Origin of the sequence: Streptomyces sp. NPDC021093 (genome assembly GCF_044333135.1) — a bacterium.
Lineage (GTDB): Bacteria > Actinomycetota > Actinomycetes > Streptomycetales > Streptomycetaceae > Streptomyces.
This window is the reverse complement of sequence record NZ_JBIRQJ010000006.1, coordinates 444,116-468,810: the sequence shown is the minus strand read 5'-3', so window position 1 is coordinate 468,810 and position 24,695 is coordinate 444,116. Positions and strand designations below refer to the sequence as shown.

At 73.3% G+C, this 24,695-nt stretch carries 14 protein-coding genes; 11 read left to right on the top strand and 3 right to left on the bottom strand.

Translation table 11 applies throughout. The features are described from left to right. Positions 1-45: 45 nt before the first annotated feature. Complete coding sequence (locus tag ACH4SP_RS21025) at positions 46-579, bottom strand: hypothetical protein (RefSeq protein WP_398417012.1); 534 nt, start codon at positions 577-579, stop codon at positions 46-48. Positions 580-907: 328 nt separating this feature from the next. Between ACH4SP_RS21025 and ACH4SP_RS21020 the strand changes: the two genes are divergently transcribed. The 3 genes from ACH4SP_RS21020 to ACH4SP_RS21010 are packed head-to-tail and all read left to right on the top strand — an operon-like array spanning position 908 to position 13,700. After that, positions 908-5,998: an amino acid adenylation domain-containing protein gene (locus ACH4SP_RS21020; RefSeq protein ID WP_398417011.1), complete on the top strand. Its 5,091-nt coding sequence runs from the start codon at positions 908-910 to the stop codon at positions 5,996-5,998. Then, a complete protein-coding gene (locus ACH4SP_RS21015) occupies positions 5,995-12,726 on the top strand; it encodes an amino acid adenylation domain-containing protein (RefSeq protein ID WP_398417010.1) in 6,732 nt (2,243 codons plus the stop codon). Before ACH4SP_RS21020 ends, ACH4SP_RS21015 begins: the two co-directional genes overlap by 4 nt. 5 nt (positions 12,727-12,731) lie before the next feature. Continuing rightward, complete coding sequence (locus tag ACH4SP_RS21010; protein ID WP_398417009.1) at positions 12,732-13,700, top strand: ornithine carbamoyltransferase; 969 nt, start codon at positions 12,732-12,734, stop codon at positions 13,698-13,700. Between the two features lie 90 nt (positions 13,701-13,790). Here the strand turns inward: ACH4SP_RS21010 and ACH4SP_RS21005 are convergent, their stop codons facing one another. Then, positions 13,791-14,789, bottom strand: a complete 999-nt coding sequence (locus ACH4SP_RS21005; RefSeq protein WP_398417008.1) for a TauD/TfdA family dioxygenase — start codon at positions 14,787-14,789, stop codon at positions 13,791-13,793. A gap of 267 nt (positions 14,790-15,056) precedes the next feature. On the opposite strand from ACH4SP_RS21005, the gene rfbA reads away from it, so the two are divergent. The 8 genes from rfbA (at position 15,057) to rfbC (ending at position 22,849) form a co-directional block, all read left to right on the top strand. Further along, positions 15,057-15,929, top strand: coding sequence for a glucose-1-phosphate thymidylyltransferase RfbA (gene rfbA / locus ACH4SP_RS21000; RefSeq protein ID WP_398417007.1), 873 nt, complete (start codon positions 15,057-15,059; stop codon positions 15,927-15,929). A gap of 24 nt (positions 15,930-15,953) precedes the next feature. After that, positions 15,954-17,105, top strand: coding sequence for an AMP-binding protein (locus ACH4SP_RS20995; protein ID WP_398417006.1), 1,152 nt, complete (start codon positions 15,954-15,956; stop codon positions 17,103-17,105). Continuing rightward, complete coding sequence (locus tag ACH4SP_RS20990) at positions 17,102-18,565, top strand: aromatic amino acid lyase (protein WP_398417005.1); 1,464 nt, start codon at positions 17,102-17,104, stop codon at positions 18,563-18,565. Before ACH4SP_RS20995 ends, ACH4SP_RS20990 begins: the two co-directional genes overlap by 4 nt. Positions 18,566-18,607: 42 nt before the next feature. Then, on the top strand, positions 18,608-19,570 hold the full coding sequence (locus tag ACH4SP_RS20985; RefSeq protein WP_398417004.1) for an LLM class F420-dependent oxidoreductase: 963 nt from the start codon (positions 18,608-18,610) through the stop codon (positions 19,568-19,570). A 3-nt stretch (positions 19,571-19,573) separates the two neighbouring features. Continuing rightward, complete coding sequence (locus tag ACH4SP_RS20980; protein WP_398417003.1) at positions 19,574-20,266, top strand: 4'-phosphopantetheinyl transferase; 693 nt, start codon at positions 19,574-19,576, stop codon at positions 20,264-20,266. 69 nt (positions 20,267-20,335) lie between these two features. Continuing rightward, entirely contained in the window at positions 20,336-21,322 is a 987-nt protein-coding gene (gene rfbB / locus ACH4SP_RS20975) for a dTDP-glucose 4,6-dehydratase (RefSeq protein ID WP_398417002.1), read from the top strand. Beyond that, positions 21,319-22,215, top strand: coding sequence for a dTDP-4-dehydrorhamnose reductase (gene rfbD, locus ACH4SP_RS20970; protein WP_398417001.1), 897 nt, complete (start codon positions 21,319-21,321; stop codon positions 22,213-22,215). Before rfbB ends, rfbD begins: the two co-directional genes overlap by 4 nt. A 37-nt stretch (positions 22,216-22,252) precedes the next feature. Next, a complete protein-coding gene (rfbC, locus tag ACH4SP_RS20965; protein WP_398417000.1) occupies positions 22,253-22,849 on the top strand; it encodes a dTDP-4-dehydrorhamnose 3,5-epimerase in 597 nt (198 codons plus the stop codon). 91 nt (positions 22,850-22,940) lie between these two features. On the opposite strand, the gene ACH4SP_RS20960 is transcribed toward rfbC, so the two are convergent. Then, positions 22,941-24,428 (bottom strand): 4-hydroxyphenylacetate 3-hydroxylase N-terminal domain-containing protein, encoded by a 1,488-nt coding sequence (locus ACH4SP_RS20960; protein ID WP_398416999.1) that lies wholly within the window; start codon positions 24,426-24,428, stop codon positions 22,941-22,943. Positions 24,429-24,695 lie beyond the last annotated feature (267 nt).

Genomic DNA, 24,695 nt, shown 5'->3' with positions numbered 1-24,695 from the left:
CTCCTGGTTCTTGTCGGTTTCTGGTGTGTCTTTTGGGCGGGTGGTTCAGACGAGCTTCTGGACCAGCTCGACGCCGAGCGTGTCCCAGTCGGCGCGGTGGATGGCGAGGACGTGGACGTCCCACAACCGGCCGTGGAAATAGGTGTGTTCGGGCAGCACGGTCTCGTGCCGGAACAGCGGGTCGTACGCTTCGCCGAAGCCGACGGGCGAGGTGTCCGGAGAGTTCAGATGAACGTAGATCTTCCGGGTGCGCCACATCGCGAAGGCGAAGTTGGCCGTCAACGCGTGGGTCTCGGCGGCGAATTCGACCGCCGTGTCCGAGGCGAGACGGACGTCCATACGGAGATGCCCGGCGGCCGTCAGCGAGGTGAGCGTGCTCAACCCGACGACTTCCCCGGTCTCCGTGCTCTCCACGAGGAAACAGGCGGAGAGCCGGTCGCCGAACGTTTTCACATAGTCGTCCAGCAGCGGAAGTCCCGGAGCGCCGAGGCGGAAGAGTATCTCGTACGCCAGAGTGGCGTCCTCGGCACCGGCGGCACGCAGTGCGACCCGCTTGGATTTAGTGTGAGGGAAAAGCAATTCGGTCTCTTCCTTTCGTTTCCGTGGATCGGATTACTACTCCGCAGACCGTCGGGCAGAGAACGGGTGCGGGGCAAGACCCGGGGCCCGGAACTCGCTGCCGGAAGGGCTTGAGGCCTGGCAGCGGCCCCTGTGCCACCGCCTGTTCCGTCCCGCCGGCGGGACAGCCGTACCAGTGATCTTGACCCTGTGCCGAGCCCGTGGTTACGGTCTGAATTCACCTCCGCATGTCTTGTGCAGTGAATGCCGTGCGGCCCCCCAAGAATTCTTGAATTTCCCGCGCGGTGTGTTGCCCCGTCGCCTTGTTGGCTTGTTGAAGAGAGGTTTCGTGGATATCTGGACGCCGTCCGCTCCGCTGTCCGAGCTGATCGCCGAACAGGCCCTGCGCACGCCCGAGGCGGTCGCGGTCGAGGACGCGGGCGGCTCCGGAGCTCGCCTGACCTACGCACAACTGGAGTACCGCGCCGAGGAGTTGGCGCACCGGCTGCGCGCGCTCGGCGCGGGACCCGGCCGACGGGTCGGGGTGTGCCTGCGCCGCTCCACCGACCTGGTCGCCGTACTCCTGGCGGTGTGGCGGACGGGCGCGGCCTACGTGCCGCTGGACCCGGAGCACCCGGCGCGGCGGCTCTCCTGGATCCTCGACGACACCGGCGTCACCGCGGTGGTCACCGCACGTGCCACGCGCGCGGCGCTGCCCGAACTCACGGGCGTACGCACGCTGGTGGTGGACGAGGGGGCGGCGGACTTCGAGGCCGGAGCGGACCCGGGCGAGCCCCTGCGCGCCGACGACGCCGCGTACGTCCTGCACACCTCGGGATCCACCGGACGCCCCAAGGGCGTGGTGATCACGCACGCGGGCATCGCCAACCGGGTGCGGTGGCTGGCCGAGCGGCACGCTCTGGGCCCCGGCGACCGGGTGCTCCAGAAGACCACGATCGGCTTCGACGCCGCAGGGCTCGAACTCTTCGCACCGCTGCTGAGCGGCGGCACCGTCGTGCTCGCACCGGAGGGCGCCGAGCGCGACCCCGCGGTGCTCCTTGAGACGGTCGCCGCACAGCGGATCACCGTCCTCCAGGCCGTCCCCTCGGTGCTGCGCGCACTGGCCGCCGCCCCCGGCTGGGACCGCTGCGGCGCGCTGCGGCTGCTGTTCAGCGCGGGCGAGCCGCTGCACGCCGAGCTGTGCCACCGACTCCTCGCGCTCGCAGGGCAGGTGGAGATCTGGAACACCTACGGGCCCACCGAATGCTCCGTGGACATCACCGAGCACCGCTTCGACCCGGCGCAGACCCGGGGCCCCGTGCCCATCGGCACCCCCATCGGCGGCCTGCGCTGCCTGGTGCTCGACGCGCGCGGCGAGGCCGTACCGCCGGGCGGCGAGGGCGAGTTGTACGCGGCGGGCGCCGGTGTCGCACAGGGGTACCTGGGCCGCCCCCGCGCCACCGCGGAGCGCTTCGTTCCGGATCCGGCCGGGCCGCCCGGGTCGCGGGCCTACCGCACCGGCGACCGGGTGCGGCTCACCGCCGACGGCGTACTGGAGTACCTGGGCCGCCTCGACCAGCAGCTCAAGGTCAACGGCGTAAGGATCGAACCCGACGAGGTCGAGGCCGCGCTGCGCACGCACCCCCGGGTGGACGACGCCGTCGCGGGCGCGGTCCCCGACGCGGCCGGCGGGCAGCGCCTCGCGGCCTGGGTCCAGGTGCGCGGCACCGCCCCGGCCGCGGCCGAACTGCGCGCGTTCCTGAGCGAGTTGCTGCCCCGGACGCTGGTGCCCGCCGTGTTCGTGCCGCTCGCGGCGTTCCCCCGTACCCCCAGCGGCAAGACCGACCGTGCGGCGCTCCCCGCGCCCGGCACGGGTGCCGACGCGGCGGGCGGCGACGTGGCCCTGTCCGGCGCGGACGAGCAGGCCGTGGCCGGGGTCTGGGCCGACCTGCTGGCCCTGCCGCTCTCCACGCTCGGCGCGCACGACGACTTCTTCGCACGGGGCGGCTCGTCCCTGCTGCTGGCCCAGCTCGCCGCCCGGCTGCACGAGCTGGGGGCGCGGGTGGGGCCGCGCGACCTGTTCACCGCGGCGACCGTCCAGGCCCAGGCGGCCCTGGTCGCCGCCGCGCGGGCGGGCGGCCGGGAGGCCGTGCCCGTGGCCGCGCAGGACCCGGTGGTCCCCGTACCGAGGGAGGCCGCGGGGCTCCCCCTGTCGTACGGACAGCAGGGGCTGTGGCTCATGGAACAGATGCGGCCCGGCAGCCCCGAGTGGGTGTCCCCGCAGTGGGTGCGGCTGCCCGCCGCATGGAGCGAGCAGACCGTAAGGGAGGCGCTGGGGCGGCTCGCCGACCGGCACGAGATCCTGCGCACGCGCTACGAACTGGCCGCCGAAGGGCCGGTGCAGCTCGCCCAGGAGAGCGGCGGACCCGTGCCGCTGAGAGTGGCGGACGTCGCCGACGCGGCGGGGCTGAACGCGCTGACCAGGCAGGAGCTGGCAGTCGGCTTCGACCTGGAACGGGGTCCCGTCTGGCGTGCCGTGCTGGTCCCCGGCGGCGCATCGGCGGGCGAACCGGACGCCGACCACCTGCTGCTGCTGACGATCCACCACATCGCATCCGACGGCTGGTCGTCCGTCCTCCTGGAGCGCGACCTGTACGTCATCGGCGGCGCGCTGCACACCGGCGAGGAGGCCGAACTGCCGCCCGTACCCGTGCAGTTCGCCGACCACGCCGCCTGGCAGCAGCGCACCGACCCGGCGGGCGCCGAGGGCGAACTCGCGCACTGGCGGTCCGTACTCGACGGCATCACCCCGCTGGAACTGCCCGCCGACCGGCCCCGGCCCGCCGAACGGGACGGCATCGGCGGCCTGGTCACCCAGGCCGTGCCCGCCGCGCTCACCGAGTCCCTCACCGCCCTCGGCCGCTCGCGCGGCGCCACGCTCCACCAGACGCTGCTCACGGCGTTCTCCGTCACCGTCGCCCGGCTGACCGGGCGGGGCGACTTCACCGTCGGCATGCCGACCGCCGGACGGCACAGGCCCGAAGTCGCCCAGACCGTCGGCTTCTTCCTCAACACCCTCGTCGTGCGCTGCCGCACGGACGCCGACGGCACGGTCCTCGACGCACTGGACTCGGTGCGCGACACCGTCCTCGACGCCTTCGCGCACCAGGAACTGCCCTTCGACCGGCTGGTGCAGGAGCTGGAGCCCGCGCGCGACCTCTCCCGCACCCCCCTCTACCAGGTGGTGTTCGACTTCCACGAGGAGGGACGCACCGCGACGGCCGTCCCCGCGGCCGCGCTCGGCGCGCTCAAGGACGGCTGGCGCTCGGCGCGCACCGACCTGTCGCTCGTGGTGCAGCACCAGGCCGACGGCTCGCTGCACGCCAGTGCGCACTACGCGTCAGCGCTGTTCGACGAGGCGACCGTCCAGGGGTTCCTGACCTGCTGGGCCCACCTCCTCAAGTCCTTCACCGAGGACCCCACGGCCGCCCTCGCCACCCTCGAACTGCTCCCCGCCGACGAGCAGGCCAGGATCGTCGCCCTCGGCACGCCCGACGGGGCGGACGGCTCCGCCGACGAGTGCGCCTACTCCGCCTTCGCGGAGCAGGTGCGCCGCACACCCGACGCCGTCGCCCTGACCTGCGGCGGCCAGGAGTGGACGTACGCGGGCCTGGACGCGCGGGCCGCGGCCTTCGCCGACGGGCTGACGGCGGCCGGCGCGGGCCCCGAGCGGACCGTCGCCGTCCTGCTGCCGCGCTCGGCCGACCTCGTCGCCGCGCTGTTCGGCGTGTGGCGCTCGGGCGCCGCGTGCGTGCCGCTCGACGGGGGCTCGCCGGACGAGCGCATCGCGCACATCATGTCCGACGCACGCGTCACCGCCGTCCTCACCGACGAGCTGGGCGCCAAGCGCCTGGAACCCTTCCACCGGGGCGAGTTCGTGATCACGGACGCGATACGGAGCGACGGGCCGCGCGCCGACGCGGTACGGGCCGAAGCGCCGCGCGCCGCAGCCCTCACCTCCGCCACCGGCGCCGACCGCGACCCCGCCCGGCTCGCGTACCTGATCTACACCTCCGGGACCACCGGCCGCCCCAAGGGCGCGGCGGTCGAGCACCGGACGCTGGTCAGGGCGCTGCGGGCCGGCGGCGCACACCTGCGGTTCGGCGAGGGCGGCGACGACGCATGGCTCGCCACCGCGCCCGTCACCTTCGACATCGCCTTCACCGAACTGGTCATGCCGCTGCTCGTGGGCGGCCGGATCGTCCTGGCCGGGGACGAGGAGACCACCGACGCGCCCGCCCTGCTCGACCTGATCGACCGGTACGCCGTCACCCACCTCCAGGTCGGCTACCCGCAGTGGCGGATGCTCGTCGACGCCGGGCTCGGGACGCGGCCGCTCGTCGGCCAGACCGGCGGCGAACCCTGCCCGCCCGCACTCGCCCGCGACCTGGCGGGCCGGCTGAAGCGGTTCGTCAACGAGTACGGGCTCACCGAGACCACCATCGCGGCCACCCGCTGGGAGGCGGACACCACGGCGGAGTCCGTCGCCGTCGGCCGCCCCTACCCGCACGTCACCACCCACGTCCTGGACCCGCACCTGCGGCCGGTGCCGCTGGGCACCGTGGGCGAGCTGTGCATCGGCGGCAGCGGCCTGTTCCGCGGATACGCGGGCAGCCCCGGGCAGACCGCCGGACGCCTGGTGCCCGACCCGTACGGCCCGGCGGGGTCCCGGCTGTTCAGGACCGGCGACCTGGCCAGGATGACGGGCGACGGCACGCTGCACTTCGTGGGCCGTGCCGACGGGCAGGTCAAGATCCGGGGCAGGCGGGTGGAGACCGGCGAGGTGCAGGCGGTGCTCGCCGCACACCCCGCCGTCGGCGAGGCGGTGGTCGTCGCGCGCGGCCGGGGCGAAGAGGCCCGGCTCGTCGCCTACTGCGTGCCCGCCGCCGGACAGCAACTGCCCTACCTGGGCGATCTGTTGGACCACTGCGCCCGGTCGCTCCCCGAGCACATGCTGCCCACCTACCTGGTCCCCATCGAGAAGCTGCCGCTCACCCGGCACCGCAAGGTCGACGTCGCGGCGCTCCCCGACCCCGGCCGCGCCACCGGGGGCGACGACGAGTCCTACGTGGCGCCCGAGGGGCAGCTGGAGGAGAACATCGCCCGCATCTGGGCCGACGTACTCGCGGGACCCGGCGGCGCGCCGCAGCGCATCAGCGCCCGGACGGGGTTCTTCCGGATCGGCGGCGACTCACTGGGGGCGGCGCGCGTCATCGCCCGGGTCCGGGAGGAGTACGACATCCGGCTGGGCGCCCGGACACTGTTCGACCAGCCCACCGTCGCGGGTTTCGCCCGCGCCGTCGAAGAGGCCGTGCTCGCGCAGATCGCCTCGCTCACCGACGAAGAACTGGCAGACGCACACAGGGAGTTCCACTCGTGACCAGACCGCAGGGGGGCGCCTTCGACGCAGCCGTGCCCGCATCCGCACCCGGCGCACCCGAGGCGTCCGGTGCACCCGAGGCGTCCGGTGCACCCGGCGCGTCCGGCGTACCCGGCGCGTCCGGCGTACCCGCCGCGTCCGGCGTACCCGGTGCGTCCGGTGCCTCCGCCGCGTCCGGTGCATCCGGTGCGCCCGGCGCGGCGGCGCTCCGTGCGGAGCTGCTGCGGCGCCGGCTCTCCGGAGCGCGGTCGGGGGCGGCCCGGCAGACCAAGGGGATACCCCGGGTGCGCCGTGGCGGGCCGCTCGCGCTGTCGTCCGGGCAGCGGCAGTTCTGGTTCCTGCACCAGCTCGCGCCGGAGGCCCCCGAGTACCTGCTGCCGATGGCCCACCGGCTGCGGGGGCCGCTGGACGAGCAGGCGCTCCGCGACGCGTTCGACGCGCTGGCCGCGCGGCACGAGATCCTGCGCACCCGGTACGTACTGGAGGGCGCCGAGCCCCGCCAGCTCATCGACCCGCCGGGCCCCGCCGACCTCGTCCTGGCCGACCGCGGCGGGCTCGGCGGCCAGGAGCGCGAGGCGGCGGCCGAGCGCTGTCTGAAGGAGGCCGCGCTGCGTCCGATCGACCTGGCGCAGGAGCCGCCGCTGCGGATCCACCTGACCCGGTTCGCCGACGACGACCACCTGCTGGTCGTCGTGGTGCACCACATCGTGTGCGACGCCGCGACCCGGCTCCTGCTGCTCGCCGAACTGTCGGAGCTGTACGCGGCACGCGTGCAGGGGCGCGCGCCGCGACTGGCCGCCGAACCCGTGCAGTTCGCGGACTACGCGGCCTGGCTCAACGCCCGCCAGGACGGCCCCGAGGTGCGCGAGGACTCCGAGTGGTGGCTGCGCCAGCTCGCCGGGATCACCCCGCTCGACCTGCCCACCGACCGCCCCCGCGGCGCCGTCAGGTCGTGGGCGGGCGACACCGGGACGTTCACCGTGCCCCCGCGGGTGGCCCTGCGGCTGCGCGCCCTGGCCGACGAGCACGGGGCCTCGCTGTTCATGGTCACGCTCACCGCGTTCCAGGCGCTGCTCGCCCGGCACACCGGCGGGCGCGACATCGCCGTGGGCACCGCCGTCTCCGCCCGTACCCGGGGCGAGCTGGCCACCATGGCGGGCTACGCCTTCAACACCCTGGTGATGCGGGCCCGCTGGGACGGCGACCCCTCCTTCGGGCAGCTGCTCGCGGCCAACCGCGACACCGTGCTCGCCTCCCTCGACCACGCGTCGGCCCCCTTCGACCGGCTCGCCGAGTCCCTGGAGCTGGAGCGCGACCTGTCCACCACCCCCGTCTACCAGGTGATGTTCGACCTGGCCGAGGCGGCGGCCGGCGCCGCCGAGCCGCTGCGGCTGCCGGGCGTCGAGGTGAGCGCGGTCGACGTGCCGCAGGGCGTCGCGCGCTTCGACCTCACCGTCCACCTGGAGGAGCGCCCCGACGGCTCCCTGCACGGCACCCTCGAATACGCGACCGCGCTCTTCGACCCCGCCACCGCCAAGCGCCTCACCGGGCAGTACGTGCGCCTGCTCGACGCCGCGTCCGCCGACCCCGGATCGCCCGTCGCGGGCCTCGACATCTTCGACGCCGACGAACGCGCCCTGCTGCTGGCCGGCCGCCCCGACCCGGTCGGCACCCGCACCCCGCTCGACGCCGACGCGCTGCGCCCCGTGCACGAGACCATCGGCTGCCAGGCCGCCACGACCCCCGACGCGGTGGCCGTCCGCCACGGCGACCGCGAGGTCACGTACCGCGAACTCGACGCGTACGCCGACCGGATGGGACACCTGCTGCGGGGGCTCGGCGCCGGACCCGAGCGCTGCGTCGCCGTACTGCTCGACATCGGCCCCGAGGTGGTCTCCACTCTTCTGGGCATCTGGCGCACCGGCGGCGCGTACGTACCGCTCGACCCGGGCTACCCCGACGACCGCCTCGCCTACATGGTCGCCGACACCGGGGCCGAGCTCGTCGTCACCGAACGGCGCTACGCGGACCGTCTCGCGGGCCTCGGCGTGCGGCTCGTCGTCGTCGACGACCTCGCCGACCGGGCCGCCCTGACCCGCTGCCCGAGCACCCCGCTCGCGCCGCCGCCCGGCGGACACGACCTCGACCACCTCGCGTACGTCATCTACACCTCGGGCTCCACCGGCCGCCCCAAGGGCGTGCTGGTCCCGCACCGGGGACTGGCCAACTACCTCGGCTGGACCGTCGACGCCTACGCGAGCGCGGGGACGGGCGGCGCCCCGTTCTTCTCCTCGCTCGCCTTCGACCTCGGCGTACCCGACCTCTACACCCCGCTGATGACCGGCCAGCCGGTCCATCTGCTCAGCCAGGACGCCGACGTCACCGAGCTCGGCCGGCTGCTCGCGCTGCGCGCCCCGTACGCCTTCGTGAAGCTCACCCCCGGCCATCTCGACCTGCTCACCCAGCAGTTGACCGACGAGGAGGCCGCCTCCCTCGCCGGAGTCGTGATCGCCGCGGGCGACTCCTTCACCGGACGGCTCGCCAACCGCTGGCTGCGCAAGGCGGGCCCCGGCGGCACCCGGCTGGCCGCCGAGTACGGGCCCACCGAGATCACCGTCGGCAACTCCGCCTACTTCCTCGAAGGACCCCAGGACGCCGAACTGGTCTCCATCGGCCGCGCCATCCCGCACACCACCATGCGCGTCCTCGACGAGGGCCTGCGGCCGGTGCCCGTCGGCGGCATCGGCGAGGTCTGCGTCAGCGGCATCGGACTCGCCCGCGGCTACGCGCGGCGCCCCGCGCAGACCGCCGAGCGCTTCCTGCCCGACCCGTACGGCAGGCCGGGGGAGCGGCTCTACCGCACCGGCGACCTGGCCCGCGTACTGCCGGACGGGAACCTGGACTTCGTCTCGCGCGCCGACCACCAGGTCAAGCTGCGCGGCTACCGCATCGAGCCGGGCGAGATCGAGACCGCGCTCATCGCGCTGCCGGGCGTCGGCGAGGCGGTGGCGCTCGTACGGGAGGACTCGCGGGGCGACCGGCGGCTGGTCGCCTACCTGGTGCCGGAACAGGGGGCGGAGGAGACGGACGGGGAAGGGAACACCGACCCGCTCGCGCCCGAACTGCTCCGCGAGCGCCTGGAGACCGTACTGCCCGACTACATGATCCCCTCCGCCTTCGTCACCCTCGACGCCCTGCCGCTCACCGCGAACGGCAAGCTCGACCGGGCGGCGCTGCCGGTGCCCGGACGGGATGCCGCCGCCGTCGGCGAGCACATCGCACCGCGCACCGACGAGGAGCGGGCGATGGCCGCCGTCTGGTGCGGGGTGCTGGGCCTGGACCGGGTCGGGGTGCACGACAACTTCTTCGACCTGGGCGGCGACTCCATGCGCGCCGTCGCGCTCGCCGGTGCGCTCCGCGAGGAGGGCCTGCCCGTCGCGGTGCGCGACATCTTCGAGCACCGCACCGTGGCGGGCCTGTGCCGGGTGCTGAGCGAGGGCGGGGGCGGCGGCGAGCGCGAACGGTTCGTCCCCGTCGAGCCGTTCGCACTCGTCTCCCCGCGGGACCGCGCCGCGCTCCCGGCGGACGCCGTCGACGCCTATCCGCTCTCGCGGACCCAGGCGGGCATGTTCGTCGAGATGTACTCCGACGCCGAGCACCGCTACCACAACATCACCTCCTTCCGGATCCGCGACGACCGGCCCTTCGACCAGGACGCCTTCCAGCGGGCCGCCGACCTGGTGGTCGCACGGCACGAGGTGATGCGCACCTCCTTCGTGTTCACCGGCTACTCCCAGCCGCTCCAGATCGTCCACGCGGCGGCCTCCATCCCCTGCCTCCACGACGACCTGCGCCACCTCCCGGAGGGCGAACGCTGGCTCCCGCTCACCGAGTTCGCCGACCGCGACCGGATGCGGCTGCTCGACGCGGGCCGCGCACCGCTGATGCGGATGGCCACCCACGTACTGGACGACGACGGCTGGTGGCTGTCCATCACCGAGGGCCACCCCGCCATCGAGGGCTGGAGCTACCACAACCAGCTCATGGAGATGCTGAACGCCTACCGGCGGATCAGGGACGGACTCGAACCCGAGCCCGCACCGCCCAGGCCCGCCCTGCGCTACGCCGACTTCATCGCCGCCGAACTCCGCTCCCTGGGCTCCACCGAGGACCGGACCTACTGGCGCACCCTCATCGACTCCCACGAGAAGTTCCGGGTGCCGCCCGGCTGGGCGGGCGCGCGGGAGGAGCAGGAGGAACAGGCGGAGCCGGACGGCGGCCGCTACCGCATCGACATCCCCCTGCACGACCTGGAGCCGGGACTGCGCGACCTCGCCACCCGCACCGAGGTCCCGTACAAGAGCGTGCTGCACGCCGCCCACAGCAAGGTGCTCAGCCTGCTCACCCGGCAGCGCACCTTCCGCGGCGGCATGGTCATCGACGCCCGCCCCGAGGTGACGGGCGCCGACCGGGTCTCCGGGATGTACCTCAACTCGGTGCCCTTCCCCTACGAGCGGACCGCCCGCACCTGGGGCGACCTGGCCCGCCAGGTCTTCGACACCGAGGTCGGCCTGTGGCCGCACCGCCGCTTCCCGATGCCCGCGATGCGCCAGGAGGGCGGCGAACACCACCTGGTGGACGTGCTCTTCCACTACCTGGACTTCTACCAGGTCGACGCGGGCCTCGTGGACAGCGCCGCCTCCCGCGACGTCAGCCCCAACGAATTCCCCCTCGTCGTCGGCACGCCCACCACGGGACTGCTCAGCATCGCCTCCCGCACCCGCGTCCTGGACCGGGAGCGGGCGGAGCGCCTGGCCCGCCTCTACCGCGCGGTGCTCGCCGACATGGCGGCCGGCGGCCCCGAGGGGGACGCCACCCTCGGCTACCCGGAGGCCGGCGAACGCGGCATCGACGTGCTCGCGCACCCCGGTGAGCCGCGACCGCTCGACACCCTCGCGGCCTTCGAGGAGCAGGTCCGCAGGACCCCCGGGGCGAGCGCCGTCGTCATGGGCGCGGCCCGGCTCACCTACGCCGAGCTCGACGCCCGCGCCAACCGGCTCGCCCGGCGCCTCCAGTCGCGGGGCGCGGGACCCGAGACCCGCGTCGGTGTCCTGCTCGACCGCGGCCCCGCCCTCGTCGTCGCGCTGCTCGCCGTCTGGAAGTCCGGCGCCGCCTACGTCCCCGTCGACCCGGACACGCCCGACGCGCAGCTGCACGCCCGGCTGGGCGGGGCGGACTGCCGGGCCGTCGTCACCGGCACCGGGTACCGGCGACGCGTCGCCCCCTTCGAGGTGCTCGTCGTGGACGCCCCCGGGGAGGTCGAGGCGCAGCGGGCGCTGCCCGGCACGCCGCCGGAGCGGTTCGACGACCAGGACCGGCTCGCCTACGTACTGCACACCTCCGGGTCCACCGGGCGGCCCAAGGGCGTCGCGGTCAGCCACCGGGCGCTCGGCCACTACCTGGACTGGGCGGTGCGCCACTACTTCACGGAGCCGTCCGGGGGCGCGCCGTTCTTCACCTCGGTCGGCGCCGACCTGGGCGTCCCCGCCCTCTTCGGACCGCTGCTGACCGGGCGGACCGTGCATCTGCTGCCGCAGCGCTGGGAGCCGGCCGACTTCGGCGAACTGCTCTCCGCCGGGGCGCCGTACGCCTTCGTCGGACTGACGCCGGGCCACCTGGCACTGCTGGAGGAACAGCTCGACGACAAGGAACTCACCGCGCTGGCACCGCTGTTGGTCAGCGCCGGCGAGGCGCTGCCCTCGGCGCAGGCCGAGCGGGTCGCGGTACGGGTGGCGGCCGCCGGGCAGACACTGCGGCTGGTGGCCGAGTACGGGCCCACCGAGGCGACGGTGGCGGCCTCCGCCTACCGCACCGAAGGACTGGCCGTGCGCGACCTGGTGCCGATGGGGCAGGCGCTGCCCGGCACGACGCTGCGGGTCCTGGACGAGCACCTGGCGCCGGTCCCCGACGGGGCCGTCGGCGAGGTCCACATCGGCGGCCCCGGGCTCGCCCGCGGCTACGCCGGGCGGCCGGGGCACACCGCGGAACGGTTCCTGCCCGACCCGTACGGCCCGCCGGGCTCCCGGCTCTACCGCACCGGCGACCTGGCCCGGGTACTGCCCGGCGGCGAGCTGGAGTTCGCGGGGCGCGCCGACCGGCAGCTCAAGGTGCGCGGCCACCGGGTCGAGCCCGCCGAGATCGAGGCCGCGCTGCTGGCCGACCCCAGGGTGCGCGAGGCGCTGGTCGTCGCCGTCCCCCGCGACGTGGGCGGCAGCACGACCGCGGTGTGGGTGGTGCCGGCCGAGGGGGCCGTGGGCGTGACGGGCACGTCGCTGCGCAGGGCACTGCGCGAGGTGCTGCCCGAACCGCTGGTCCCCGCCACCTACCGGGTCGTCACGGCGCTGCCGCTGACCGGGAACGGCAAGTACGACCGCCGGGCGATGGCCGCGGACGGCGCCGAGCGCCCCGCAGGGGTCACCTGCCCCGCGTACACCGCACCGCGCACCACGACCGAGCGCCGCCTCGCCGAGGTGTGGCAGCAGGCGCTCGGCCTGCCGCGGGTGGGCGTCCACGACCGGTTCCGCGACCTGGGCGGCGACTCGCTGCTCTCGCTGTCGGTGCTGGCCGCCTCCCGGTCGGCGGGTCTCGCGCTGGACCTGAGCACGATCCTGCGGCACTCCACGGTGGCCGCGCTCGCCGCGGCCCACGACACCGCGAAGGAAGGCTGATCACCATGTCGGAATCTGCCGGAAACCGGGCCTCCACGGGCCGGTCGTCCGTCCGCCACTTCATCTCCCTGGACGACCTCACCGACGAGGAACTGCACGCGGTCGCAGCCCGCGGCGCCGAGTTCGCCGCCGGCACGGCCGGGGCCGGACGCCCGCTGGAGGGCTCTGTGGCGGGCGTCTACTTCGCCAAGACGTCCACCCGTACCCGTACGGCGTTCTCGGCCGGCGCGCAGCGGCTCGGCGCCTCGATCGTGGCGTACGGCCCCGGCGACCTCCAGACCAACACCGGGGAGACCAGCGAGGACACCGGCCGGGTGTTCTCGTCGATGCTCGACGTGCTGGTCGCCAGGACGGCGGGACCCCAGGCGGAGATGCGGGCCTGGGCGCGCCAGGACCGGATGTCGGTGATCAACGCGATGAGTGCCGAGGAGCACCCCACCCAGGCCATCGCCGACCTGGTCACACTGCTCGGGCAGTTCGGGCGGGTGAAGGGGCTGCGCGTCCTGTACCTGGGCGAGGGCAACAACACGGCCGTCGCCCTCGCCCTGGCGCTGAGCCGCTACCCCGGTGTGGAGCTGGAGCTGCGCACCCCGCGCGGGTACGGACTGCCGGCCGGCGTACTGGAGTCGGCGTCGAAGCACGCGGCGAACTGCGGGGCCCGGGTCCGCGAGTCGCACGACCTGGACGACCTGCCGCGCGACGTGGACGCCATCTACACGACGCGCTGGCAGACCACCGGCACGGCGAAGGCGGACGCCGACTGGCGGGAGCGGTTCGCCCCGTTCCAGGTCGGGGCCCGGCTGTGGGAGACCAGCCCGGACGCGGTGTTCCTGCACGACCTGCCCGCCCACCGGGGCGACGAGGTGACCGCCGAGGTGCTGGACGGGCCGCGGAGCATCGCGTTCACGCAGGCCGAGAACAAGATGCACAGCGCGATGGCGGTACTGGAGTGGTGCCGGGGCGGACTCGCCTGACACAACGGCGGGCGGCCCGTGGGGAGTTGGTCTCCCACGGGCCGCCCGCCGTTTCCGGTCGCCCGATTCCTGCGGTCGCCGGTCGCCCGGTCAGCGCAGTACGGCCCCGCCGTCCTCCGAGTCCGGGCGGGTCCGCCGGCGGTCCAGGGCGGCGTACACCCGGTGCAGCCAGCGGTCGGTGCCGTCGAAGCGCGGCGTGAACGACGTCCTGCCGTGCACGGTCAGCCTGTTGTCGACCACGGCCAGGTCACCGACGCGCAGGTCGTGCGGGTGGGCGAGCTGCTCGAATATCTCGCGCAGCTCCTCCATGGCCCGGCGGGCCCCGTCGTCCAGCGGGTGCGTGGCGGAGAAGTCGACGGTCACATCGGGGTCCGCCGGGTCGCCGCGCAGCACCGGGTGGACCGGGGTGACTGCGCCGAGGCCGCCGAACGACGGCGGCGGCTCCGTCATGAAGCGCTCCTCGGAGAGCGCCGTGCGGGCCTCGGGAGTCAGCAGCGGCAGCGCCCGCCGCACCGACGAGGTGCACAGCCGTGCGTCGCCCGTCGGGTCGGCCCGGACGCACATCAGCCCCACGTAGTGCGGGCGGTTGGGGTGGAAGGCGTTCTCGGTGTGCATGTGCAGGGCGACAGAGCCCGCGTTGCTCTGCTGCTTCTCGTGCCCCGGCACCGGTACGACGTCCTGGACCAGGGCGCCGGTCTTCTCGCTCCGGAAGGCGATCACCTCGCCGAGCTGAAGCATCACGGCGGTGATCACCGCACTGGCGACCGTCGCCGTCCGCCGCACGGATCCCGGACGTACGGGCGTGCCGGGCAGGTCGTCCTCGACGGGCAGGTTGCGGATCAGCAGCAGCCCGTCGGGGCCCGCGTCGTGCCGGAACTCCCGCAGCTCGTGCCGGAGTTCGCGGGGCAGCCGCTGGGAGGCGGCGCGTGCCGCGGCCAGCCAGCCGGGGCCGTCGACGAGACCGCCCGCGGCGCCCGCGAGCTCGTCCGCCACGGCCCGTACCCGGTCGTGCTGTGCGCCGGTGAGCGACACGGTCGATTCGGCGAGCGCCGTTCCGGCGAGCGGTGGGGAGGAAGTGGTGTCCGTCATGTTCACATGCCTATCCGTGATAGCCGGGAACCCGATAAAGGGGGAATGAGTTTGTCAATTCCGCGTGCGCGCAGGGGGACTTGGCCTCTTTCGACGCTAGCGAGCCCCTGTTTCACGGTCAATCCACGTCAATCCGCAGAATCTCCCGCCCCTCGGATTCCTGTCCCGCCAGCGGGACACAGGACTCGGGGAAATACCTTCCGCGGTCACTGACGGGGCTGCCACACTCGCTGAATGCCGCTCCAATGACGAACGAACGGGGAGAACGTGAAGGGAATTGTTCTTGCCGGTGGCAGGGGTACCCGCATGTACCCGTCCACCCTGACGACTTCGAAGCAATTGCTCGCGGTCTACGACAAACCGATGATCTATCACCCGCTCTCGGTGCTGATGCTGGCCGGGATCCGGGAGATCCTGGTGATCTCGACGCCCGAGAGCATCGTGGCGCTGCGCGCCCTCCTCAAGGACGGGTCGCACCTGGGCCTTGAGATCACGTACGCCGTGCAGGACGAACCGCGCGGCATAGCCGAGGCGTTCGTCATCGGGGCGGACCACATCGGTGACAGCCAGGTGGCGCTGATCCTCGGCGACAACGTCTTCCACGGCGCCGGCTTCCCGAAGATCCTGCGCACGGCCCGCGACGAGCTCGACGGGTGCACGCTCTTCGGCTATCCGGTGTCCGACCCCGAGCGGTACGGAATCGGCGAGACCGACGCCCAGGGAAATCTGGTCTCCCTGGAGGAGAAGCCGCTCAACCCGCGTTCCGACAACGCGATCACGGGACTTTACTTCTACGAGTCCGACGTGGTGGAGATCGCCCGCGACCTGACCCCGTCGGACCGCGGCGAGTTGGAGATCACGGACGTCAACCAGGTCTATCTGAAGAACGGCAGGGCCCGGCTCATCCGGCTGGGACGCGGCCACACCTGGCTCGACGCCGGAACCCATGAATCGCTCCTCGACGCCAGCCAATATGTGCACGTCATCGAGAAGCGCCAGGGCGTCCGGGTGGCCTGCGTCGAAGAAATCGCGCTGCGCATGGGATACATCGACGCGGACCACTGCTACGAACTCGGCACCCGCATGCGGAATTCCGAGTACGGCCAGTACCTCATGCAGGTCTCGCAGACCTTCGCCTGACCTCACAGGGAGTACGGAGTACGTATGGGTTTCCAGGAGCTGACGCCGACGGAACTGCTCGGTCCGGGTCATGCCGCACCCGAGATCAACGACACGGCATGGCACGTGCGGTGGGACGCACCGGACGCGCCCGGCGCCTCCGGGGTGCTGGCCGCACTGCCGTCCGAGGTGGAGTTCCGCACCTCGGGCAGCACAGGACCCAGCCGCAGCTGGCAGCGCACCCGCGAGGACGCCTGGTCGGAGGCCGGGATGCTCGCGGGGTTCGTCTCAGCGGGCGAGCACGGTCCGCCGGGTGCGGTGGTCGCCTTCGCGCCGCCGCTGCACGTCTACGGCGCGCTGGCGAGCTACCTCATGCCCGCCGTGCTCGGGGTGCCCGTCTGGTACCGCAAGAGCTATGCGGGAGCGATGCCGGACACCGGCCACGGCCACACCGTGGTGGTGGCCACCCCGTGGATCTTCTCGCTGCTGCTGCGGAACATCGACTGGGTCACCTCCCTGGACCACCTCACCGTCCTCTACAGCAGCGCCATGCTGCCGGGCGACGCCCACACCCTGCTGGAACAGGCCGGTCCCGGCCGGGTGACCCTCGTCGAACTGCTCGGCTCCACGGAGACGGGCGGCATCGCCACCCGCCGCTGGAGCGGCGGCGAGCCGCCCGCCTGGACCCTCTTCCCCGACGTCTCCTTCCGTACGGACCCGCACCCCGCCGAAGCCGGCGGGTCCGCGGCGGAGCTGGTGATCCGCAGCCCCCGCCTCGGCCACGAGACGGGACGGCCGCGTCCCGCCGACTGGCGCACCGGCGACCTAGTGGAGCCCGTGGACGCCCGCACCTTCCGTCTCGTCGGCCGGGTCGGCCGGCTGGTCAAGGTGAACGGGCGCCGCATCAACCTCGACGAGAGAGAACACGTACTGCGTGCCGCGGTCGACTGCGAGGACCTCGCGCTCGTCGCGGTCGGCGACGCGATGACCGGCGAGCAGATCGACCTCCACGTCGTCCCCGCACCCGGCACCGACCTGTCCGAGGTGCCCGCCCTGCTGGGCGTGCGCCCCCGGAAGGTGCACAGGGTGCCCCGCATCCACCGGTCCGCGACCGGCAAGCTCCTGCACCACCAGCCGGCCCCCGCCACACCGTCCCCCGCCCCACAGACAGCCACACAGCCCAGGAGAGAATCGTGACACTGATCAACGAGCCGCTGCCGGAGAAGATCGGCCCCCTCGACGACGCCGACATCGCCCGGATGCAGACCAGCGCGGACACGATCGACAGCCACCTGGCGAGCGGTCGGCCCGTCTACGGCCTGACCCTCGGCTTCGGCCCGCTGGTCACCTACGAGGCGGACTCCGAGGACGAGCAGGGCAATTCGCTCATATCCCACCTCGGTACGGCCCAGGGCAAGCCGCTCGACCCCGAGGCCGGCCGCCTGGTCGTCTGGCTGCGGCTCAACAGCATGCGCAAGGGCTTCTCGGCGGTCTCGCCCGAGTTCTGGCAGAAGCTGGCCGACCTGTGGAACGCGGGCTTCACCCCGGCGATCCCCCGCGACGGCACGGTCAGCGCGAGCGGCGACCTCCAGCCGCTGGCGCACGCGGCCCTCGCGTTCGCCGGCCACGGCGAGGCCTGGGTACGCGGCGAGGGCGGCCAGTGGTCCCTCGCCCCGGCCCGCGAGGTGCTGGCGAGCCTGGGCTCCGAGCCCCTGGAGTGGCCGGTCCGCGAGGCCCTCGCCTTCGTCAACGGCACCGGCGTCTGCCTCGCCGTCTCACTCCTCAACCAGCGCTCCGCCGTCCGCCTGGTGCGCGCGGTCGCCACCCTCACCGCCCGGCTCACCCACCTGCTCGGCGGCAACCCGGACCACTTCGAGGACGGCGTCGGCCAGGCCCGCGGCCAGATCGGCCAGATCAAGGTGGCCGGCTGGCTGCGCGACGAGATCCCGGCAGGACACACCCGCGACGAGCGCCGCCCGCTCCAGGAGCCGTACAGCCTGCGCTGCGCCCCCCAGGTGCTCGGCGCCGTGCTCGACCAGCTCGACATGGCGGGCGACGTCCTGGTCCGCGAGGCGGAGGGCTGCACCGACAACCCGCTGACCTACGAGGGCAAGGTGCTGCACGGCGGCAACTTCCACGCCATGCCCGTCGGCTTCGCCTCCGAGCAGACCGGCCTCGCCCTGCACAGCGCCGCCTTCCTGGCGGAGCGCCAGCTCGGCCTCGTACTCAACCCCACCACCAACGGCGACCTGCCGATCATGCTCACCCCGCGGGCCGGCCGCGGCGCCGGTCTCGCCGGTGTGCAGATCAGCGCCACCTCCTTCATCTCCCGCATCCGCCAGCTCGTCACCCCGGCGTCCCTGACGATGCTGCCGACCAACGGCTGGAACCAGGACCACGTGCCGATGGCCCTCAACAGCGCCAACGGCGTCGGCGACGCCCTGGACCTGGCCTGGCTGACCGTGGGTTCCCTCGCGCTCGCCACCGCCCAGCTCGCCGCCATCACCGGACGCGCCGACCAGGCCACCGGGGTGTGGGCCGAACTCGCCGAGATCTCCCCGGCACTGGAGGCCGACCGGCCCATGGCGATCGAGGTGCGCCGCGCCGCCGAGCTGCTGCGCGCCCACGCCGACACCCTGCTCGCCGACGGCTCCTGAGCGCCGGCTCCTGAGCGCCAGAGAGAGTCCGGAGACCACGTGATGAACCGCTGGGGGATCGTCCTCCCGCTGCCCGGCGTACCGCTGCTGGAACACCGCTCGCTCGTACGCAGGCTGCCCGACCTGGGCTACACCGACGTCTGGACCACCGAGACCGCGGGCACCGACGCGTTCACCCCGCTGGTGCTGGCCTCGCAGTGGTCGGACGGGCTGCGGCTCGGCACCGCCATCGTCCCGGTGTTCACCCGTGGTCCCGGACTCCTGGCGATGACCGCGGCGACGGTCGCCGACAGCGCCCCCGGCCGGTTCGTCCTCGGCATCGGCGCCTCCTCCCCGAACATCGTGGAGAAGTGGAACGCGGGCGAGCACCGCGAGCCGTTCGGCAGGACGCGCGACACCCTGCGCTTCCTGCGGGCCGCCTTCACCGGCAAGGCGGTGACCGAGGACTACCCCACGTTCTCGGTGGAGGGGTTCAAGCTCGACCGCCCCCCTGCCGTGCCGCCGCCGGTGCTGCTCGCCGCACTGCGGCCGGGAATGCTGCGGCTCGCCGCCACCGAGGCGGACGGGGCGATCACCAACTGGGTGGCGCCCGGCGACGTCCCCAGGATCAGGTCCGTGATCGGTACGGAACCCGAACTCGTCGCCCCGGTCTTCGTCTGCCCCACCGAGGACGCCGCCGAGGCCCGCGCCGTGGGCCGGCTGCTGATCGGCACCTATCTGCACGTGCCCGCCTACCGGAAGTTCCAGGACTGGCTCGGCAGGTCGGAGGCGCTCGCCGCCATGCACCGCTCGCGCGAGGCGGGCGAACACTGGTGGCGGACCGGGCAGGCCGTCCCGGACGCGGTCGTCGACGAACTCATCGTGCACGGCTCCCCCGAGGAGTGCCGCGCCCGCCTCGCCTCGTACCACGCGGCCGGGCTCGACACCCCGCTGATCGCGCTGCTTCCCGTCGCGGGCGGCGACCCCGTCCGGCTCGTCGAAGCACTCGCCCCCGGCCGGGCCTGACCCGTGCTCTCCCGCGTCCTGCCGGCCCACGTCGCCGTCGCGGAGTCGTACGCCGACCTGCCCCGGGCACGGCTGCACCCCGAGGAGCACGGCCTCGCCGGTACGTTCCGCGCACAGCGCCGGGCCGAGTTCACCACCGTGCGCCACTGCGCCCGCCGGGCGGGCCGGAGCCTCGGCCTGCCCCCGTTCCCGCTGCTGCCGGGGGACACGGGCGCACCGCTGTGGCCGGCGGGCGTGGTCGGCAGCCTGACGCACTGCCGCGGCTACCGGGGCGCAGCCGTGGCGCACGCCGCCGACGTCCGCTCCCTGGGCATCGACGCCGAACCCCATGTCCCGCTGCCCGACGGCATGCTGGAGCGGATCGCGCTGCCCGAGGAGCTCCGGCACCAGGAGGCACTGCGCTCCTGGGACGGGTCCGTCAGCTGGGACCGGCTGCTGTTCTGCGTCAAGGAGGCCGTCTACAAGGCGTGGTCACCGCTGACCGGCCACTGGCTCGGCTTCCACGAGGCGTCGGTGCTCATCCAGCGCTCGCCCCCCGTCTTCACCGCCCGCCTGCTCAGGGCCGCACCCGACGGCTGCGAGGTGCCCCAGGTGCTCGTCGGGCGCTGGCACGCTCAGGACGGCCTGCTGCTCGCCGCACTCGCCGTACGCCACCGAGGCCGTACGCCACTGGGCACCGCGGCCGTACGCCACTGAGCAGGACCTCCGCCGACCCCTTCCCCGGCCGCACCCTTTCCGTGACTCACAAGGCAGGTAGAACGACGCATGACCACTCGCATACTCGTGACCGGCGGCGCCGGCTTCATCGGTTCCCACTACGTGCGCACCCTGCTCGGCCCCGAAGGCCCGGGCGACGTGTCCGTGACGGTGCTCGACAGCCTCACCTACGCGGGCAACCCGGCCAACCTGGACGAGGTCCGCGCCCACCCCGGCTTCGCCTTCGTCGAGGGCGACATCTGCGACCGGGACACCGTCACCCGGCTCGTCCGGGAGCACGACGAGGTGGTGCACTTCGCCGCCGAGTCCCACGTCGACCGCTCGATCGACGGGGGAGCGGAGTTCATCCGCACCAACGTCGTCGGCACCCACACCCTCGTCGACGCCGCACACCGCGCGGGCATCAGGACCTTCGTGCAGATCTCCACCGACGAGGTGTACGGATCCATCGACTCCGGCTCCTGGCCCGAGGAGCACCCGCTGCGGCCCAGCTCCCCCTACTCGTCCTCCAAGGCCTCCGGCGACCTGGTGGCGCTCTCGTACCACCACACGCACGGCCTGGACGTACGGCTGACCCGCTGCTCCAACAACTACGGGCACCACCACTTCCCGGAGAAGCTCATCCCGCTGTTCGTCACCAACCTGCTGGACGGGCAGAAGGTGCCGCTGTACGGCGACGGCGGCAACGTCCGCGACTGGCTGCACATCGACGACCACGTCCAGGGCATCGAGCTGGTGCGCACCAAGGGCCGCGCGGGCGAGACGTACAACATCGGCGGCGGCACCGAACTCAGCAACGACGAGCTGACCCGCATGCTCCTCAAGGAGTGCGGCGCCGACTGGGACGCCAGCGTCCTGTACGTCGACGACCGCAAGGGCCACGACCGCCGCTACTCGGTGGACTGCTCCAAGATCCGCCGCGAGCTCGGGTACGAGCCCCGCGTGTCCATCGAGGAGGGCATCGCCGACACCGTGCGCTGGTACCGCGACCACCGCGACTGGTGGCAGCCGCTGAAGCAGCGGGCCGCCCTGTGAACCAGCCGGTGGCGGGCGGCAGTTGGCTGGTCACCGGCGCGCGCGGCATGCTCGGCCGCGCCGTGCTCGCCGCACTGGACGCGAGCCGCGTGCCCGCGCTGGCGGCAGGACGGGCCGAACTGGACCTCACCGACCGGGCGTCCGTGCACGCGTACGTCATGGCGCACCGCCCCGCCGTCGTCGTCAACTGCGCCGCCTGGACGGCCGTCGACGACGCCGAGTCCCGGGAGCCGGAGGCCCTCGCGGTCAACGGCACCGGGGCCGGACTGCTCGCCGAGGCGTGCGCGGCGGCGGGGTCCCTGCTGCTCCACATGTCCACCGACTACGTCTTCGGCGGGGACGACGGCACCCTGCCGTACGCCGAGGACGCCCCGCCGGGCCCCAGGAGCGCGTACGGACGCACCAAGCTCGCCGGGGAACTGGCGGTACGGGCCGCGCTGCCGGACACCGGCTACGTGGTCCGCACCGCGTGGCTCTACGGCGCGGGGGGCAAGAACTTCGTGGCCACCATGCTCCGTTTGGAGCGCGAGCGCGAGACACTGGACGTCGTCAACGACCAGTGGGGGCAGCCCACTTGGGCTGCCGACCTGGCCGGGCAGCTGGTCCTGCTCGGCCGTGCGGCACTCGTCGGAGCCGCCCCCGCCGGTGTCTACCACGGCACCTCGGGCGGGCGCACCACCTGGTGCGCCTTCGCCCGCGAGATCTTCCGGCTGGCCGGCGCCGACCCGGACCGGGTGCGCCCCACGACCAGCGCCGCGTACCCGACCGTCGCGCACCGGCCCGCCCACAGCGTCCTGGGCCACGACCGCTGGCGCGCCGCGGGCATCGACCCGATCCGGGACTGGCGCACCGCGCTGGCCGCGGCACTGCCGGGCCTGAACGTTTCCGTATGACCTGAGTCCCCACTACCCGCGAGGAGTCACCCTCCCCATGCGACCACTGTCGATAGAAGGCGCGTGGCTCCACGAGCCGAAGGTCTTCCCTGACGAGCGCGGCGACTTCCACGAGTGGTTCCGCAGCGGAGAGTTCAGCGAAGCCACCGGGCAGGAGCTGCACCTCGCCCAGGCCAACCTCTCCGTGTCGCGGCGCGGCGCGCTGCGCGGCGTGCACTTCGCCGACGTACCGCCGGGCCAGGCCAAGTACATCAAGTGCGTGCGAGGCGCGGTGCTGGACGTCGTCGTCGACGTACGGACGGGATCGCCGACGTTCGGCCGGTGGGAGAGCAAGCGGCTGGACGACACGAGTCACCGGGCCGTCTTCCTCTCCGAGGGGCTGGGGCACGGCTTCGTCGCCCTGACCGAGGAGGCGACCGTCGTCTACCTGTGCTCACAGGGGTACGCCCCGGGCCGGGAGCACGGCATCCACCCGCTGGATCCGGCCCTGGGCATCGACTGGCAGACGGACGCGGCGCCCCTGCTGTCGGCGAAGGACGCTGCGGCCCCCACGCTCGCCGAGCGGGAGCGGGACGGGTCCCTGCCCTCGTACGCGCAGTGCCGGGCCTACCGCGCACGCCGGAACCACGCGTAACCGAAAACCGCCCGTAACCGAAGACCGCCCGTAACCGAAACACCGAAGGGCCGGTGGAGACGATCCGTCTCCACCGGCCCTCACGCCTCTCTCAGCCCCTGCGCGGGAAGAGATCGGGACGGGTCCACCCGTCGAGGTCGTACTCGGACATGCACTGCTCGGCGAAGCCCTTGAGCGCGTTGGCCTGCCCGTTGGCCTGGTAGGCCATCAGGGTCTGCACGCGGATGCCCTCGTGGTCGCCGCCGTAGTTGCGCTCGTACAGCTCGTGCCGGGCGCCGAACTCGCTGCCGACCGCGTCCCAGAGCAGCTTGAGCAGCTGCACCCGGTCGACGGCCTCGATGCCGTGCGAACCCCGCAGGTACTTGTCCAGGTACGGACGGACCTCGGGGTTCTTCCAGTCTCTGGCGTGCGAGTTGAGATAGATGAGGCCGCTGCCCACGCTCTGCTGGATGATCTCGCGGATGCGCGGGTAGCCGACGCCCATGAACGTCCGGTACGCCAGCCCGTACCGCAGATTGGGCTGTACGGAACCGCTCGACCAGTCCGTCGCCGAGGCGGCCATCGAGTCGGAGAGGCCCCAGAAGAGGTCCCGCCAGTTGAGCACCTCGCCGACCTGCGCCTGTACCCCGCGGAACCCCGAAGTGCCGGTCGCCTCGACGGCCTTGAGGAGACAGCCCGCGATGAAGTCCAGCTTGACGGCGAGGCGCGCGCACCCGTGGAAGGTGAAGCGCTCCAGGAAGCCGGACTTCGACGCGAAGGAGTTGGCCGCCATCGCGTCGTACATGAAGACGTTCTCCCACGGCACGAGCACCCTGTCGAGAATGATGATCGCGTCGTTCTCGTCCAGCCGGCTGGACAGCGGCCGGTCGAACGGGGTGCCCAGGACGGCGGCCTGCTGCTCGTAGGAGGTGCGGCAGATCAGCTTCAGACCGCGGCTGTTCATCGGCACCGTGAAGGTGAGGCCGTACTCCTTCTTGCGCAGCGGGGCGCCCATGTGCGCGATCAGGTTGGCGTGGGTGAGCGCCGAGCCCGTCGCGACCACCTTGGCGCCGCTGACGATCAGACCCGCGTCGGTCTCCTGCTCCACGTGGACGGTCACGTCCTCGACGCGGTCGGCCGCGCGGTCGCGGTCGATGGGCGGGTTGACGATCGCGTGGTTGAAGTAGAGGACCTGTTCCTGGGCCTTCTTGTACCACTGGCGGGCGTTGTCGGCGTACGGGCCGTAGAACTCGGCGTGCGCGTCGAGCGTGCCGAAGAAGGCCGCCTTGTAGTCGGGGGTCCGGCCCATCCAGCCGTACACGAGGCGCTGCCACGAGACGATCGCGTCGCGCGCCGTGTACAGGTCCCGCTTGCTGCGGGCGGTCTTGAAGAACGGGTGGGTGAAGCCGCCGTTGCCGGTGTCCGTCGGCACGGCGAGGGTGCCCCGGGCCTCCGGTGCGTGCAGCGCGTCGTAGAGCTGGGCGATGGAGCGCGCGCTGTTGCGGAAGGCGGGGTGCTCGGTGACGTCGGTGACGCGCTCGCCCTGGATGTAGATCTCCCGGCCGTCGCGCAGGGAGTCCAGGTACTCGTCACCCGTCATCGGGCGCACGTTGTTCAGCGCGCGGGCGGGGGATCCGACCGGGGATCCCAGGGGGGATGCCGGTACGGAGACCGGCGCGGAGGTCGGTGGGGTGGTCGTCGAAATTTGTCTTCCCTGCCTTTCGTCGGGGACACGTCGGGGCGGGGGGGGGGGGCCCCGGGGGCCCCCCCCCCCCCCCCCCCCCGGCCGCCGGGGTTTGTGGGGGGGGGGGGGGGGGGTGGGGCGGGGGGCGGGGGACCCCCCCCACAAGAGGCCCGGGCTGAACAG